The organism is Mycobacterium sp. OAS707, assembly GCF_014873705.1.
Classification (GTDB): domain Bacteria; phylum Actinomycetota; class Actinomycetes; order Mycobacteriales; family Mycobacteriaceae; genus Mycobacterium.
In genome coordinates this window covers 380,255-394,462 of record NZ_JADBDS010000002.1, presented here as the reverse complement: position 1 = coordinate 394,462, position 14,208 = coordinate 380,255, and the positions used below count along the sequence as shown (strand labels likewise).

The 14,208-nt window shown below is 65.0% G+C and carries 17 protein-coding genes; 10 read left to right on the top strand and 7 right to left on the bottom strand.

Annotated elements, in window-relative coordinates; translation table 11 throughout:
* Window positions 1–118: 118 nt before the first annotated feature.
* Window positions 119–2,050, top strand: a complete 1,932-nt coding sequence (locus tag GGC64_RS12685) for a serine/threonine-protein kinase (protein WP_192722868.1) — start codon at window positions 119–121, stop codon at window positions 2,048–2,050.
* Between the two features lie 13 nt (window positions 2,051–2,063).
* On the opposite strand, the gene GGC64_RS12680 is transcribed toward GGC64_RS12685, so the two are convergent.
* A complete protein-coding gene (locus GGC64_RS12680; RefSeq protein WP_192722867.1) occupies window positions 2,064–2,663 on the bottom strand; it encodes a hypothetical protein in 600 nt (199 codons plus the stop codon).
* 198 nt (window positions 2,664–2,861) lie between these two features.
* Between GGC64_RS12680 and GGC64_RS12675 the strand changes: the two genes are divergently transcribed.
* Together GGC64_RS12675 and GGC64_RS12670 are read left to right on the top strand one after the other, a co-directional pair.
* Window positions 2,862–3,380 carry a hypothetical protein gene (locus tag GGC64_RS12675; protein WP_192722866.1) on the top strand — a complete coding sequence of 173 codons (519 nt, stop codon included), beginning with the start codon at window positions 2,862–2,864 and terminating at the stop codon, window positions 3,378–3,380.
* The gene (locus GGC64_RS12670) at window positions 3,368–4,033 is read left to right on the top strand and encodes a maleylpyruvate isomerase N-terminal domain-containing protein (protein WP_192722865.1); all 666 of its coding nucleotides are present in this window, start codon (window positions 3,368–3,370) and stop codon (window positions 4,031–4,033) included. The genes GGC64_RS12675 and GGC64_RS12670 overlap by 13 nt, the downstream gene beginning before the upstream one ends.
* Before the next feature lie 8 nt (window positions 4,034–4,041).
* Here GGC64_RS12670 and GGC64_RS12665 read toward each other — a convergent pair whose 3' ends face one another.
* Window positions 4,042–4,299 (bottom strand): hypothetical protein, encoded by a 258-nt coding sequence (locus GGC64_RS12665; protein WP_192722864.1) that lies wholly within the window; start codon window positions 4,297–4,299, stop codon window positions 4,042–4,044.
* A gap of 175 nt (window positions 4,300–4,474) precedes the next feature.
* On the opposite strand from GGC64_RS12665, the gene GGC64_RS12660 reads away from it, so the two are divergent.
* A complete protein-coding gene (locus GGC64_RS12660; protein WP_192722863.1) occupies window positions 4,475–4,759 on the top strand; it encodes a hypothetical protein in 285 nt (94 codons plus the stop codon).
* On the opposite strand, the gene GGC64_RS12655 is transcribed toward GGC64_RS12660, so the two are convergent.
* From GGC64_RS12655 to GGC64_RS12645, 3 genes are read right to left on the bottom strand one after another with little or no spacing between them, the layout of a single operon-like run.
* Window positions 4,756–5,451 (bottom strand): hypothetical protein, encoded by a 696-nt coding sequence (locus GGC64_RS12655; RefSeq protein ID WP_370582162.1) that lies wholly within the window; start codon window positions 5,449–5,451, stop codon window positions 4,756–4,758. The genes GGC64_RS12660 and GGC64_RS12655 overlap by 4 nt on opposite strands.
* Window positions 5,452–5,469: 18 nt before the next feature.
* Window positions 5,470–6,906 carry a class I adenylate-forming enzyme family protein gene (locus GGC64_RS12650; protein WP_192722861.1) on the bottom strand — a complete coding sequence of 479 codons (1,437 nt, stop codon included), beginning with the start codon at window positions 6,904–6,906 and terminating at the stop codon, window positions 5,470–5,472.
* A gap of 7 nt (window positions 6,907–6,913) precedes the next feature.
* Window positions 6,914–7,642 carry a hypothetical protein gene (locus tag GGC64_RS12645; RefSeq protein WP_225951721.1) on the bottom strand — a complete coding sequence of 243 codons (729 nt, stop codon included), beginning with the start codon at window positions 7,640–7,642 and terminating at the stop codon, window positions 6,914–6,916.
* 69 nt (window positions 7,643–7,711) lie between these two features.
* Here GGC64_RS12645 and GGC64_RS12640 point away from each other — a divergent pair, with 69 nt between their 5' ends.
* Genes GGC64_RS12640 through GGC64_RS12630 form a run of 3 tightly spaced genes read left to right on the top strand, consistent with a single transcriptional unit; the run spans window position 7,712 to window position 9,321 of the window.
* A complete protein-coding gene (locus GGC64_RS12640; RefSeq protein WP_192722860.1) occupies window positions 7,712–8,194 on the top strand; it encodes a carboxymuconolactone decarboxylase family protein in 483 nt (160 codons plus the stop codon).
* 3 nt (window positions 8,195–8,197) lie between these two features.
* Window positions 8,198–8,827 (top strand): nitroreductase family protein, encoded by a 630-nt coding sequence (locus GGC64_RS12635; protein WP_192722859.1) that lies wholly within the window; start codon window positions 8,198–8,200, stop codon window positions 8,825–8,827.
* Entirely contained in the window at window positions 8,827–9,321 is a 495-nt protein-coding gene (locus tag GGC64_RS12630) for an SRPBCC family protein (protein WP_192722858.1), read from the top strand. Before GGC64_RS12635 ends, GGC64_RS12630 begins: the two co-directional genes overlap by 1 nt.
* A 17-nt stretch (window positions 9,322–9,338) precedes the next feature.
* On the opposite strand, the gene GGC64_RS12625 is transcribed toward GGC64_RS12630, so the two are convergent.
* Complete coding sequence (locus GGC64_RS12625; protein WP_192722857.1) at window positions 9,339–9,518, bottom strand: hypothetical protein; 180 nt, start codon at window positions 9,516–9,518, stop codon at window positions 9,339–9,341.
* A 90-nt stretch (window positions 9,519–9,608) separates the two neighbouring features.
* The gene (locus GGC64_RS12620; protein ID WP_192722856.1) at window positions 9,609–10,385 is read right to left on the bottom strand and encodes a CDP-diacylglycerol diphosphatase; all 777 of its coding nucleotides are present in this window, start codon (window positions 10,383–10,385) and stop codon (window positions 9,609–9,611) included.
* A gap of 34 nt (window positions 10,386–10,419) precedes the next feature.
* Between GGC64_RS12620 and GGC64_RS12615 the strand changes: the two genes are divergently transcribed.
* The 3 genes from GGC64_RS12615 to GGC64_RS12605 are packed head-to-tail and all read left to right on the top strand — an operon-like array spanning window position 10,420 to window position 14,171.
* Window positions 10,420–11,142 (top strand): hypothetical protein, encoded by a 723-nt coding sequence (locus GGC64_RS12615; RefSeq protein WP_225951720.1) that lies wholly within the window; start codon window positions 10,420–10,422, stop codon window positions 11,140–11,142.
* Window positions 11,143–11,151: 9 nt separating this feature from the next.
* Complete coding sequence (proS, locus tag GGC64_RS12610; protein WP_192722855.1) at window positions 11,152–12,558, top strand: proline--tRNA ligase; 1,407 nt, start codon at window positions 11,152–11,154, stop codon at window positions 12,556–12,558.
* 41 nt (window positions 12,559–12,599) lie between these two features.
* Window positions 12,600–14,171, top strand: a complete 1,572-nt coding sequence (locus tag GGC64_RS12605; protein ID WP_192722854.1) for a class I SAM-dependent methyltransferase — start codon at window positions 12,600–12,602, stop codon at window positions 14,169–14,171.
* The last annotated feature ends 37 nt before the right edge of the window (window positions 14,172–14,208 follow it).

Below are 14,208 nucleotides of genomic sequence, written 5' to 3'. Positions count from 1 at the left end.
ACCGCGATGGTAGGACCGGATTCTGCGTCGCTCCTGAGAGTCCGAGGACAGCACCTGGCTGCCCCTTGACCGATCCCTATCGCGCCACAGCTACCCCGCTGACCGTTATCGTGAGCCCGTGGAGGGGACGCCATTTGGCCGCTACCGGCTGATCGAACTGCTGGGCCGCGGCGGGATGGGCGAGGTATGGCGCGCCTACGACAGCGAAATCGACCGCATCGTCGCGCTGAAAATGCTGCTCCCTCAGATAAGCCAAGACCCCGACTACGAAAAGCGGTTCCGACGCGAGGCCCGCGCGGCCGCACGCCTCGACGATCCGCACGTCGTCCCCATATACGACGTCGGCGAGATCGACGGCCGGCTGTATGTGACCATGCGGCTGATCGCAGGCACCGACCTGCACACCCTGCTCGAGTCCGGCCCGCTCGAACCGCGCCGCGCGGTGGCGATCATCGAGCAGATCGCGTCCGCGCTACAACGAGCGCACCGAACCGGGCTGGTGCACCGCGACGTCAAACCCTCCAACATCCTGATCGACGAGAACGACTTCGCCTATCTCATCGACTTCGGAATCGCCCGCACCGCCGAGGAAACCGGGCTGACCGTGACCGGTGCGGCGATCGGCACATGGGCTTACATGGCACCCGAACGCTTCAACACCGGCGAAATCCACCCCAGCTCGGACATTTACGCGCTGGCGTGCGTGCTCTACGAATGCCTCACCGGACAACAACCTTTCCCTGGCAAGACCCTCGAACAAGTCGCCAGCGGCCACATATTCACCGCGCCGCCGAGAGCCTCGGAGAAGAGCCGAACGGTTCCGACCGCTCTGGATCAGGTGATCGCGACCGGCCTCGCGAAGCAACCCGCCGACCGCTATCCGACTGCGATTGAAATGGCCGCCGCCGCAAGACAAGTCATCGCTTCGTCCAGTCAGCCCAACATCGCGCCCCCGATGCCGCCGGCTCCACCGAGCCATGGCGGTTGGTCTCAATACCCGCCGCCTCCCGACAGCGGACCGTCGCGGTTCATGCCGACTCAGTTGAGCGCCCCGAATCTGCATGTGCCGCCGCCTGTTCCACCTGCGAAGCGGCCAGGCCGGCGCTATGGCGTGCTGATCGGAGCGCTGGTGTTCATCGTGACGCTGGCCGTTGTGGGCGGTGTGGTGGCCGTCGTCGCACTCACCGGACACAACGAACCCAAGACCACCGCACCACCGGCGGCAGCCACGGACGGCAACGATTTCGCCGGAACGTATCGAGCCGACTATGGACCTGGCAGCGATCTTGAAGGCAAGCCGGTCCCGAATGCACCTGCAACCACCAGTAATTGGAGCGTCCGATCAGCCTGCGGCGCCAGCGGTTGCACGGCGACCGCAGCCAACGTCAGCGGCGCCAGCATGGCGCTGTTGTCGAATCTCACCTTCGATCGCGTGGGCGGCACTTGGGTGGCCGTAGGGCTGGCATCGGCACAATGCGGTGATGCACCCGCTGAGCTCTGGGTGGTGTTCACGTTGCAACCGCAACCCGACGGGACACTGTCCGGCGAGTCGGTCAGAGCGTCCACCAACAGCGCCTGTGCCGCCAAACGGACGGTGAAATTCACTCGGATCGGCGATCCTGACCTCAACAAGGTTCCGGATCCGGGGGTCCTACCGCCGCGGTCGGTCAGCCCCGCCGAAGCACTTCGCGGCAGCTACCGGCAGACGACCACCTTCGCGAACGGCAACGCCACTCCCGGAAGCGTTCTCACCGCCAACACGTACTGCCTGCGCACCGGTGATCGGTGCATGAGCCTGTTTCACAATCCCGACGGCGCCGTCACGCTGATGTTCGCAAACGACAAGTGGACTCGCGACGAACAGGGCACCACGATGTGCGGGGCAGGCGGTACGGCACAGGTGACCATCACCGCGGAGTACCCGATGCCCGCACAGTTGGACGATCCGCTCTCGGTGCTGACCGGGCGCGGCAATCAGACCGTCGCGGCTGGAGGTGGATGCACCGGCGGCGGCGCGTTCACAGACACCTTCGAGCGGACGGGCGACTAGCGCGCCTGCACGGTCAGGGGATCGGCGGAGCCGGCGGGATCGTGGACGGCGCGGCCGGATCGGCCGGTGGCGGCGCGTCGAGATACCCCGGGGGCGGCGGCCCGTTCAGCGGATAGTAGCCCGGCGGCAGCGGTGGCCCGCCGGTCGCTGGTCCCTGCGGCGGTGGGCCATTCGACTCCGGCGCATTAATCGAGATGTATCCCGGCGGCAGCTGCGGCGCTGGACCGGCGCCCGGCGGCGGCCCGGGTGCCTCTTCGACCGGGGCGGTCAGGTTCTCCAACGGATTACCGCTGTGGAAGGTGTGCCAAATATCCCGCAGGTATCCGAGCTGCCCGGGCGTCTGACCTGCGCCGTACACCGGGTTCTGGATCTCCGGCACGGTTGGTGGGCCTGCGGGCGCGGGTGGCGGAGCAGCGATCGGTACATCCGTTGTCAGTACCGGTTGGCCGGGAGCCGGGGTGCACGGACCAGATGGCGTCGGCGTCGAGCAGGGCGGCGCGGGATCGGCTGCGGCAGGTCCGGCTATCGCCAGCGCTCCTCCGGCGAGGAATACGCCCACGACGGCGGTCCGCAAGACTTTGGGCGCCGATGTGACGCGGATTCGTTCGGTCATATAACCCGGTAGTCCTCTCTGGTGGCGCCCTGCGCGCACCCGTTCAGGAGCAGCACGTGAAGCGCCGGACCCGACTTCCGAGCAAGGCTAGCGCCTCGCCGCGTTCGACGTCACCTGGTTCGCCCTCCCCTGGAGTATCGGCGACTGGCCACTGTTGTTACTGGAGAGCCTGTTGAGGATTCGTGTTGGATGGTGGACGTGGGCAACATCATCAGCGCCGATCACGACCCGGTCGCCGGCGACGTGATGATGAGCAACGGCCTGACCTCAGTGTTCTTGGACGTCCTGCTGCTGAGTGGCTCCGATCTGGCACGCTCCGACTCCGAAGTCGCCACCATTGTCTCGCTCGCCGAACGGGATCAGTCCATAGTCGGGTTGGGCATCGTCGGATTCGACGTTTCCGACCTCGGGTGGACGGCCGAACGGTTCGATGACCACAAACGCTTCCTTCTGAAGACGGTCGACGGTGCCATCGCAGGCCAGCGCTGGGACGTCCTCGACTACGAGCCGCGCCCCGACCGCCTGCTGCCATGCCTCGCCGAATTCCGCCAACTCATTGAACGATTTCCCGCTTCGGCATGTCCGCAGGAACCGTTGGGGTCGGCGTGGTCGACGCTCGGGCTGCGGTCCGATCGCGCCATGTGCCAACGGCATGCGGTTTATCTCCACAACCTCAACGTCGACGACGCCCGGTGCTGCCCGCTATGCAACAGGTAACCGACTTCTCCCGGTCATGGACGGCGCTACTCGCGGTGGTCGCCGGACTCGCGGACGAAGACTTCACGCAGCCGACGGGCTGCACCGGATGGCTGGTACGGGACCTGGTGTGCCACTTGATCATTGACGCGCAGGATGTGCTGATCACACTTGCGACGCCGACCGATGCCGAACCCACCCGCGACGAAGTGACCTACTGGGACATCGCCGACGAGCCGCCGCGCGGGGATGACCCGCTCGATGCGCTCACGGTCCGGTTGGCCGGCGCGTACCAGGAGCCCTGGCTGCTCAAGTTCCATTTCGACGACGTCGGCGCCGCTGCCGGGCGCGCTGCCGGCCTCGCCGATCCCGCCGGTCGTGTCCTCACCCGCGATCAAGTTCTCACCGCGGCCGACTACCTCTCCGCCTATGTCATGGAGTCGACGCTGCATCACCTCGACCTGATCGCCTACCTCCCCCATGCGCCCAGACCACCTGCGGAGGGCCTTGCGAGGTCACGGAAGATGCTGGAGAAGATCACCACTGCGGTGTTTCCGCCGTCGTTCTCCGACACCGATGCGCTGTTGATCGGGACCGGTCGTCGTGCACCAACTGATGCAGAGTCGGCTGCGCTCGGCGATCTCGCTGTGAGGCTGCCGATCATTCTCGGATGACGGCGAAATCACGAATCCTCATCGAAATAGCCGTGATTCGACAGCAGCGGCGGCACGGGCCGCACGGGCTCGCGCACACCACTGTCGTCATCGGGAGGCGGCTCGATCCAAACCGTCACTGGATCCCAGCGGCGCAGAAGACTTTTCGGCTCAGGCTCTTGGTCGACGACGATGCCATGCATGATGGGTTCGGCGCTGTCGGGATCGGGGCCCTGCAGTAGCAGCCCGTGGTCGTGCCCGACAAGCCAGGCGTTGAGCGCCTGCATACCCCGAAAGTCGGGGACCTCGATAGTTGGTTCGCGCAGTTCAGGTCACCGCGACCAATGTTACGACGATCAGCCCGCATTAGATAGCAGATGCTGAATCCGCGCACAGTCGCAGCTTAAGTTCGCTGACGAACATCGTCTTTGTGTCCTAACCGAACAAGCACTAGGAGTGACGATGAAACATGTAAAGATCGTGGCCGGCCTGGCGATCGCGGGCGGACTTGCCGCTGGCGCAGTAGGAATCGGCGCGGGTGTCGCGAATGCTGACCCCGGCCCGGGCGCGGTGCCTGTCGACTGGCACCAGGGACCGCCGCCTCCCTGGCAGAACGGACCAGGCTGGGGCGGACCGGGTCCTGGCGGATGGGCGCCGCCCGCATGGCAGGGCGGCCCGATTCCAGGCGGCTGGAACGGCGGGTGGGAGCCCGCAGGCGGCGTCTGCTTGTTCAACCTCTGCGTCTAATAGAGAGGCGACCATGCCGAGGTCCGCATTAGCCGACTCTCCCACTGGTCGCGGAACTTGAGCGCCTCGTACATATAGCTGCCCGGGCCGCGGTGTTCGGGCGCGATGTCAGAGGTCAGCAGGTGCACGAGAGTTGCGTAGTTATTGGCCGGCGAAATCTTCTGCCACAGCATCGCTTCCCGCCTTCGGTAGCTGCCATGCGCGACCTGGAAGCAGGCTTGGATGTCGAGTATCTGCGACGTCTTGGACAGCGGCCGGTAGTAGATCTCGTCCCACGACCGGATGTAATCGTCCAGCGCGACGTCGGGCCAGCCGGTGTCCTCCATGAACAGACTCAACGCATGAGTCGACCCATCCGTTGGCACGCTTTCGAAGTCGACCTCCTGCAGCGGTGACCACTCAACGGGCAGCAGGATCTTGCCGGTGACATCGTGGCGCATGGTGTCCAGCTCGCGCATCCACGGTTGCAAATCTCCCGATTGAACGCGGTGAGTTAGCCGCTCCCAGGCTGAGCCGTCGGTGACTGCCGTGATGGTGACGACGTTGTAGGACAGCCCGGACCCGTGAGCGTGGTTGGCGTACCACAGAAGTCGCGCATCGTCGTCGCGAGCGAGCGTCGGCATCCAGCCGTCGCGGTAGGCGGCCTCGAAGTCGTCTTCGCGCGTGCCGACCACCTTGTGGGTTTCATGAATGAACAGCATTGCCGGTCCTCAGGTTTCGTCGGCGATCAGCGCGGCGAGTTGGCGGCGATTGACCTTGCCGGTGTCGTTGTACGGGATGTGGTCGACGATCTTCAGCCGCTCCGGCAGTTTGAAGTAGGCGATCAACTCGCGGCAATGCGACCGCAGCTCCTCGAGCGTCAGCGGGGAGTCGGTCACCACCGCGGCGCCTACCCGTTGGCCCATCTCGTGATCGGTGATTCCTGCGACCGCAACATCGCTGACGGCGGGGTGGGTCCGAATGGCTTCTTCGACCTCGATCGGCCCGAACTTCTCTCCCCCACGATTGATGGTGTCCTTCAACCGGCCGCTGGGATAGATGTAGCCATCCGTGTCCTGGCGCGCGAGATCGCCCGTGTGTAGCCAACCTTCACCGATATGTGCTGTCGTGTTGACCCACAACTCTCCGACCCCACCCGCTTCGACGTCGATTCCCGTGTCCGGGTCAACCACGCGAACCTCGACGCCTGGCAACGGCCGACCCACCGACCCCACCCGGTTGGGGTCGCGATGGTCGTCTGGCAGCAGCGTCGTGTAGGCGCCCAAGGTCTCAGTCTGACCAAACACGTTGGCGAACCCCACATTCGGCAGCGCCGCCATCGCCCTGCGCACCAGCGTGACAGGTGCAGCGGCAGCTCCGTATGCGATTGCGGTCAACGATGACAGATCAGTGGAGTCGAAGTCGGGATGGTCGAGGATCCGCTGCAGCATCGTCGGCACCATGAACGTCGTCGTGACCCGGTGTGTCTGCGCCAGACGCAGCCACTGTCCGGCGTCGAAGCGCTGCTGTATCACATAGGTGTTGCCCGCATACAAGTTGCCGAGCACCCCGATGGCACCGCCGACATGGAAGAACGGGACGCTCATCATGCTGACAGTGGGTGTCGCATCTGGGCGAAAAGGCGTGGTGATTCCGGTGATTCGGGCGCTCAGCTGTCGCTGCGAGATCGCGATGGATTTCGGCAGCCCCGTCGTGCCACTGGTGAACAGGACCAGCGCGTCGAGGTCATCAACGTCCACGGCGACCGGTGTCGTGTCGGCGTCACCCAGCAGATCAATGTCGGTGAACACCGTGGAGACGCCCGCCCCGACGAGTCGGTCGGCAAATGGTTCCCCCGCGACGCCGACCGTGGCGCAACCAGCGTTCGACACCAGCGCGCGTAATTCCGGCGGCGTCAGGGCGGGGTTCATCGGTGCCGCAGCAGCGCCGATCCGCGCAGCGCCGAGCATCGTCGCGATCGACAGGAGGCTTCCGGTGTCGACGACGGCGACGCGCTCGCCCGCCAATCCCTTGTCGGCCAGTCGCGCGGCACAGTTCTCGGTGGCGGTGGCCAGTTCCCGGTAACTGATGACGCGCTCGTCGATGATCAGCGCGCTGCGACCGGGATCGCCTGCTGCGGCCGCGTCGATGATCGTTCCGATGTTCATGGGTGCCTCAGTGCAGGGGTGACCATGACGATGTCCGCAGCAGCCGGCTGGTCCACTGGTCGCGCAATTCGAGTGCGTCGTGCATCCACGTTCCCGGTCCACGGTATTCGGGTGGAATGTCGGTCTGCAGCAGCCGGAGAAGGGCCCGGGGGTCGTGGATTCGTTGCATCAGGGACACTTCCCGGCGACGCTGGCTGCCGAGGGCAGGCTGAAACGCCGCCTCGATGGTGAGCAGCGGGTTGGGCCGATCCAGGCTCTTGGAGTACACCTCGCCGCAGCGCTCGATGTATTCGCCGACCCTGTTCGGAAACGGCCACATCGTGTCTTCCATGTACAAAGTGAGCTCGTGTTCGCGGCCGTCGACCGGTACTTCGTCGAAGTCGACGTCCCTGATCGGTGACCAGTCAAGCGGGACAAGCAATTTCGCGTCGACGTCGTAGCGGAGTTCGTCGAGGTCGCGCATCCATTGCCGAAGGTCGCCCTGCTGGATCCGCAAGGCCAGACGCTCCCATGACGCGCCGTCGCGGACGGCGGTCACCGTGACGACGGTGTAGGCGGGCCCGCTGCCGTGGGCGTGGTTGGCGTACCAGAGCAGCCGGGCGTCCTCCCCGGCGGCGAGCAGCGGCATCCAGCCCTCGCGGTAAGCGGCCTCGAATGCGTCTTCCGTGCGCCCGCGTACGTGGTGCACCTCATGCATGAACAACACTGCCGAGACCTCCAAGGGCAGCCGCTGCATCTGGACAGCGACGCTGAGAATCTGGTTTCCTCAAAAGGGTAACGGTCCTCACGCGCAGGAAGTTCGCTCATGGCAAGGCTTGATGTGCCGGATGGTCCCGGCGGTGAAGCCGCGATGATCTGGACCCTGCGGCCGCAGCTCGGCGCGATGGTCGAGCGGATGATTCGCGGGGCGTACCAGGAAAGCATTCTTCCGGCCGATGAACGCGAGCTCGCCAGGATGCGGATAGCCCAAATCAACGACTGCGTCGCATGCTCGGACTTCCGCGCGCCTTCCGTGCTCGACGCGGGCATCGCACCCGATCTCTACGAGAATGTCGCCGACTACGCCACCTATCCGAGCTACACGTCGCGGCAGCGCCTGGCCATCGAGTATGCCGAGCGGTTCGCCACCGCACACGCCTCGATTGACGACGCCTTCTTCGCGCGAGTACGGGAGTCGTTCAGCGACGAAGAGATCCTCGACCTGACGTTGTGCATCGCCGTGTTCCTCGGCCTCGGGCGGTCACTGACCGTGCTCGGCGTCGACCAATCCTGTCCGATCGACGTCTGACCGGTGGACATCGCCTCGGTCGACGAACTGCTCACCACCACGCGGTCGGTGCGCAAGCGCCTCGACCTGACGCGGCCGGTCGATCGTGCCGTGATCCTGGAGTGCGTGCGGCTCGCGATGCAGGCGCCTACGGCGAGCAATGCGCAGGACTGGCGCTGGGTGATCGTCACCGACGCGGACAAGCGCGCCGCCATCGCCGAGATCTACCGCAGCATCGGAGCCGAGTACCTGGCTCAGGCCGCCTCGACCGCATCGGATGCCCAGACCCGGCGCGTGTATGAGAGCGCGTTCGGGCTGACCGAGACGCTGGCCAAGGTACCTGTCCATGTAATTCCTTGTTTGACAACCCGTTTCGACGGAACCAACCAACTTGTGGCGGCCTCGGCATGGGCGTCGATCATTCCTGCCGGCTGGAGTTTCCTGCTGGCCCTGCGATCACGCGGTCTGGGATCGGTGTGGACGACAATGCACTTGGCCAAGGAGCGCGAGGTAGGCGATCTGCTCGGGATACCCGACACCGTGACCCAGGCGGCGCTGTTCCCGGTTGCCTACACGATCGGCACCGATTTCCGGCCGGCTGCGCGGCCGCCCGCGGAAAGCATCACGTTCTGGAATACCTGGGGAGAACCGTAATGCAGTCCTACACAGTGCGATTTCACATCGACGCACCCCCGAAACGGGTATGGCGGGTACTGCATCCCCCGGTACCGCCGAACGCCCCGAAGCCGCGGGTGCTCAAATGGCCCACCGGCAGCATGGAGATCCTCAACGAGGGTGACGAGGCGGGTGAGGGTTTGGTGCGCACCTGCATTTTCGAGGTGCCCAAATATCTGCTGTCCGGCGGCAAGGGCCGGTCGTGGGAAACAGTGACCGAAGCGAAGTTGAACAGGCTGTCGCGTTACACCGCGGTGGGCAAGCCGCTGTGGTCGCGAGCCGAGGGTTATCACGAACTCGAGGAACAACCCGACGGCACAACAATTCTCACGTTCCACGAGACGTACTACGCCTACAACCCGGTGTTGCGGTTCCTGCTGGAACGTCCTGTCCACGCGAAGATCTCACGCGACAACCTCGACACCTATGAGCACGCGCTGGGCTTCGCCGGTCGCGTCACGCGGCTGGCGTAGTCCAACTGGCGGCTCCGTCAGTAGCCGCCCATGTATCCCGGCGAGTGTTGCATGGTGCTCGGCGGGGTCGTTGTGCTCGTGGTAGTGGTCGAGTTCGACAGCGGCGGTCCCGTATTTCCCGGCACGCTTCCCAGCGCCGCGGCGCCGGCGATGATCAGGCCGGACGAACAGACGGCCGTGACGATCTTCCAAGACATCGGTGAACTCCGTCCCGGGTCCGCGGTCGTGGCGGACCCTGCACGTAAGGCACGTTCGGCAGGGCCGCACAGTTCAGTCACCGTCGTCGGCTACTTGCCCCATAGGCCGCGCGGCGGGCAGGCGGCGTGATCCTGCAGTTCCTCGCCTGCCCCTGGATTTCCCGCAGCCGGGTCGGCGCGACTTGCGAGCAGGACGAACCCCGGTTTTCCATCGGGCAGATATGCGCCGACCACAACAAGGGTCTCGAGTCCCATATCGTCGGCGTGTTTCGCGAGTAGCTGGACCGGATTGGCTGAATCGAGCGTCTCACCGTCAATGACCATCGCCTGATATGGATGTCCGCGCAGTGGTTCGGGAAACGACGCCCAATCCGGGCCGACATCGGAGATCCGGCGTTTCACGGCGTCCCGGATGTCGGCGCGCACACAGTCGATATGGATGTGCAGCTGGTTCTGCGACCGCGCTACCGCAGAGTTGATCGCGAGGCTGATCCAGTCGCGCGGAATGTCGACGCCTGCCCGCTCGTCGACGAAACCCCTTGCGTCCCAAGCAGATGCGACATAGTTCGTCGCATCCGGCTCGAGAAGCACTTGGCTCTCGATACCGGGGATCCGCTCGGTAGGGATCAGCAAGAATTGCGTCGCACCGACGAGGTCCTTGAGTACCGCATACCCCCGCTGCTCCCCCGCGACGATGTTCACCTGCGAGCAGGGGCCGGGGTTGCCGCTGGCCTGCTGATCTGGGACGCATTGGTCGTGAACGATCGTCCACAGTGCATTCGGATCGGCATCCGCCTGTCCGGCGGTCACCCCCGCGGTGGCAACGATCAGCGCCAATGCGAACGGGAACCACCGCCGACGATTCACGTCACGAAGGCTACTGCCCCTTTACAGTCATGACGTGGCGCGTACGAGCCCGGCGGGCGACGAGATCCAGCTAGCCGCTGACCATGTCGCTGCGACCGTCGGGCATCTGGAACGCCGCATCCAAGCGCGGTTCGGCGAGCGTGGCTTGACCAAGGCGGCCCGCGACCTCGGACACTTGGTCGTTTCGGTCCAGCGCCAGGCCGAAGAGTCTCACGACCGACTTCGACGCACCACGCTGGTGGCCCGCGGGGTGAGCATCACGATCGTCGCGGTCACGTTGGCGGCGCTCGTTTACAGCTTGCGCTCAGTCGTCATCGACGGACTGGCTCGCACTGCGGACTGGGTGCCGCTCGTCGAAAGCATCATCAACGATCTGGTGTTCGCGGCGATCGCGGTCGTTTTCCTGTGGGCCTTCCCCGAGCGTTTGGAGCGGCGCACGATGCTGCGGCTGCTGCACCGGATGCGATCACTGGCGCATGTGATCGACATGCACCAGCTGTCCAAGGATCCAGAGCAGCTCAGTCCGACCTACACGCCGACCGAGCAGAGCATCGTGCATGGTCTCGACGCCGACCAGCTCTACCACTATCTGGGTTACTGCTCGGAAATGCTGAGCCTTACCGCCAAAACCGCCGCGCTGTGCGGTGAGTACAGCACAGACAGCGTGGTGCTCGAAACCATCTCCTACATCGAGACCCTTACGACCGAGCTCTCCGACAAGATCTGGCAGAAAATATCGCTTCTTCCCCGCCCTTAGTCTTGGCGTATGGCGGTCCTGACTCCTCAGCGTGACGACTTCCCGCGTTGGTACCAAGAGGTGCTGACCAAGGCGAAGCTGGCTGAGAACGGCCCAGCCCGCGGGACCATGGTGATCCGGCCCACTGGCTACGCGATATGGGAGCGGATGCAGGCCGAGGTCGACGGGCGCATCAAGGCGGCGGGCGCGCTGAATGCCTACTTCCCCCTGCTGATTCCGATGAACTTCTTCGAGCGCGAGGCCGAGCATGTCGAGGGCTTCAGCCCTGAGCTCGCGGTCGTCACGCACGGCGGCGGCAAGGAGCTGACCGAACCGCTGGCCATCCGCCCGACAAGCGAGGCCGTCATCGGCGAATACCTGGCCAAATGGGTGGACAGCTACCGCGATCTACCGCTGCTTCTCAACCAGTGGTCCAATGTCGTCCGATGGGAGCTGCGGCCCCGAATCTTCCTGCGCACCACCGAATTTCTCTGGCAGGAAGGCCACACCGCCCACGCTACGGAGGCCGATGCGCGGCAGTATGCCCGCCGCATCCTGCACGACGTGTATCAGGACTTCCTGCGCAGGGTGTTGGCGATGCCGGTGATCGTTGGCCGCAAGACTGCCAAGGAGCGCTTCGCAGGCGCGGAGAACACGATGACGTGCGAGGGCATCATGCGCGACGGTAAGGCGTTGCAGATGGCCACCTCACATGAGCTCGGCCAGAGGTTCAGCCGCGCGTTCAATATCAGCTACTCCAATGCCGAAGGCGCGGCGCAGTTGTGCTGGACCACGTCGTGGGGTGCGTCCACCCGGATGCTCGGCGGGCTGATCATGTGCCACGGCGACGACAACGGGTTGGTGCTGCCGCCGGCGCTGGCACCCGTGCAGGCGGTCGTGGTGGTGGTCAAGGACACCGATGGCGACGTCAGTCGCGCCGCTTCCGTCGTGGTCGAGGAGCTCACCCGCCGCGGAGTGCGCACCCGGTTGGATGACAACACCGATCAGGCGTTCGGGTGGCGCGCCACCGACTGGGACCTGCAAGGTGTACCGATCCGGGTGGAAATCGGGCCGCGCGACGTCGCCGAGAACGCCGCCTTGTGCTACCGGCGCGACACCCGCGAGAAGGTCAAGGTCGGGATCGACAAGGTCGCAGACGAGGTACAACGGCTGACGTCCCAGATTCAGGACGACATGTTCGCGGCGGCGACGGCGCGCCGCGAAGCCGCAATCACGGACTGCGCCTCGCTCGAGGAGGTGCGCGAGGTCGCGCAGACGGGCGTCGCTCGGCTGCCGTGGGAGCTGGTCGGCACGGCTGGTGAGCAGGACCTGGCCGCCAGCGGCCTCACTGTGCGATGCCTGCAGCGCGCCGATGGGTCCCTACCCGACGCCGATAACGATGCCGGTGCCCTCGCGTATGTTGCCCGGGCGTACTGACGCGTCACCTGTTGTTAAGACGGCTGTGATCCGATGTTGGCGTGCTTCAACCAACTGACGACGTCGACGACGCTATCGACCGGCTACGGGCCGACTACGACACAACGCCGTACACCTCGGTCTCGTTTCCGCCGTCCGCACCGGGCCAGCTGGCCGCGGTAGCGCATCTCTTCGGCTTGGCAACACCCGACGTATCCACCGCCCGAGTACTCGAAATCGGCTGTGCCACAGGCGGAAACATCGTTCCCTTTGCCGCTGCGCATCCGCAAGCACGTGTCGTTGGGCTGGATCTCTCCCAGGTGCAGGTCGACTTGGCCCGCGCGAAGGTCGACGCATTGGGCCTGGACAATGTGCAATTCGTCGCGGGTGACATCGCGCAGATGGACCTGACGACCTTGGGCCCATTCGACTTCATCATCGCCCACGGCGTGTACAGCTGGGTGCCCCAAGACGTGCAGGAAGCTCTGCTGGCCGCTTTCCGCACGCTGCTGGCGCCCGACGGAGTGGCCTACATGAGCTACAACGTGTATCCGGGATGGAAGACCAAAGAGGTCCTTCGCGACGCCATGCTGCTGGCCAGCGGCGGCGCCACTTCTCCCGCGGAGAAGGCGCGCGAGGCGCGTGGCGTGGTCGACTTCCTCGAGGAAGTGGCGCCCTCCGACGGTGTATTGTCGCGAGTTGTTGCCGAATTCCGTTCCCACTCAGAGGGTTTCGGAGATTCGTACCTGTTGCACGAAGAACTCGAGACGTTCAACTCGCCGTGCTACTTCTCCGAGATGCTGGTGCGTGCCCGTGCGCACGGCCTGGCGTTCCTCGGAGAAGCCAGACCCGAAGCGATGTTTCCCGGCAACTACGGCCCCAAGGTCGAAGAGCACCTGCTCGAAAAGTGCGGCGGGGTGCAGGTACTGGTGGAGCAGTACATCGATTTCGTCGTCAACCGAATGTTCCGGGAATCGCTGCTCGTGCACGCCGAACGTGAGCAGCAGATCCGGTACAACCCCGACCGAACTCGCATCCGCGACCTGCACATCGCGGCGTGGGTTCCTCCCGTCGACGGGCCGACTCGCCTCGACAACTCCCGACAGGAGTTCCGCGAAGCCGACGGTGCGACGCTGTTCACCAACGACCCAGGCATCAAGGCTGCCCTCGACGCGCTCAGCGAGCGGTGGCCGTCAACGTTGTCACGCCAAGAGCTCGTCGATGCGGTGCACAGCCGACTGGTCGACGCGGGCCTCACCCCGAGTGACGGCCTGTCTGACGTCGTCGAGAACCTGATGGGCGTGCTGATCCTGCAGGGCCAGTCGCGGTACCGGCTTGATCCGGTCTCGCCGACTCCGGCGTCGGAACCGCTGCGGCTCGACGAGACGGCGCGCCGGATGGTGGAACTGAGCGACACTGAGACCCAGGCCTCGACATTCAACATTTGGCACGAGACACATTTGTTGTCGCCGCTGGACCGCCACGTGCTGCCGCTGCTGGACGGCACACGTGATCGCGATGCGCTCATCGATGCACTGTTGCCGGTGGTTTCGATGGAGCGCTCCGCGCTCGCCGAGTACATCGACGCGCTGCCGCGGCACCTGGCCGAGATGAAGCTGCTAACAGGTCGTTAGGCCCTGGCGCTCATCTTCAGCGGGCAGTGATTCTCAC

Coding starts and splice junctions, on each gene's coding strand:
- GGC64_RS12640 (WP_192722860.1), top strand. CDS start 7,712: ATGGCAAGGCTTGATGTGCCGGATGGTCCCGGCGGTGAAGCCGCGATG.
- proS (WP_192722855.1), top strand. CDS start 11,152: ATGGCGGTCCTGACTCCTCAGCGTGACGACTTCCCGCGTTGGTACCAA.
- GGC64_RS12625 (WP_192722857.1), bottom strand. CDS start 9,518: ATGTCTTGGAAGATCGTCACGGCCGTCTGTTCGTCCGGCCTGATCATC.
- GGC64_RS12650 (WP_192722861.1), bottom strand. CDS start 6,906: ATGAACATCGGAACGATCATCGACGCGGCCGCAGCAGGCGATCCCGGT.
- GGC64_RS12665 (WP_192722864.1), bottom strand. CDS start 4,299: ATGCAGGCGCTCAACGCCTGGCTTGTCGGGCACGACCACGGGCTGCTA.
- GGC64_RS12670 (WP_192722865.1), top strand. CDS start 3,368: ATGCAACAGGTAACCGACTTCTCCCGGTCATGGACGGCGCTACTCGCG.
- GGC64_RS12680 (WP_192722867.1), bottom strand. CDS start 2,663: ATGACCGAACGAATCCGCGTCACATCGGCGCCCAAAGTCTTGCGGACC.
- GGC64_RS12660 (WP_192722863.1), top strand. CDS start 4,475: ATGAAACATGTAAAGATCGTGGCCGGCCTGGCGATCGCGGGCGGACTT.
- GGC64_RS12645 (WP_225951721.1), bottom strand. CDS start 7,642: ATGCAGCGGCTGCCCTTGGAGGTCTCGGCAGTGTTGTTCATGCATGAG.
- GGC64_RS12630 (WP_192722858.1), top strand. CDS start 8,827: ATGCAGTCCTACACAGTGCGATTTCACATCGACGCACCCCCGAAACGG.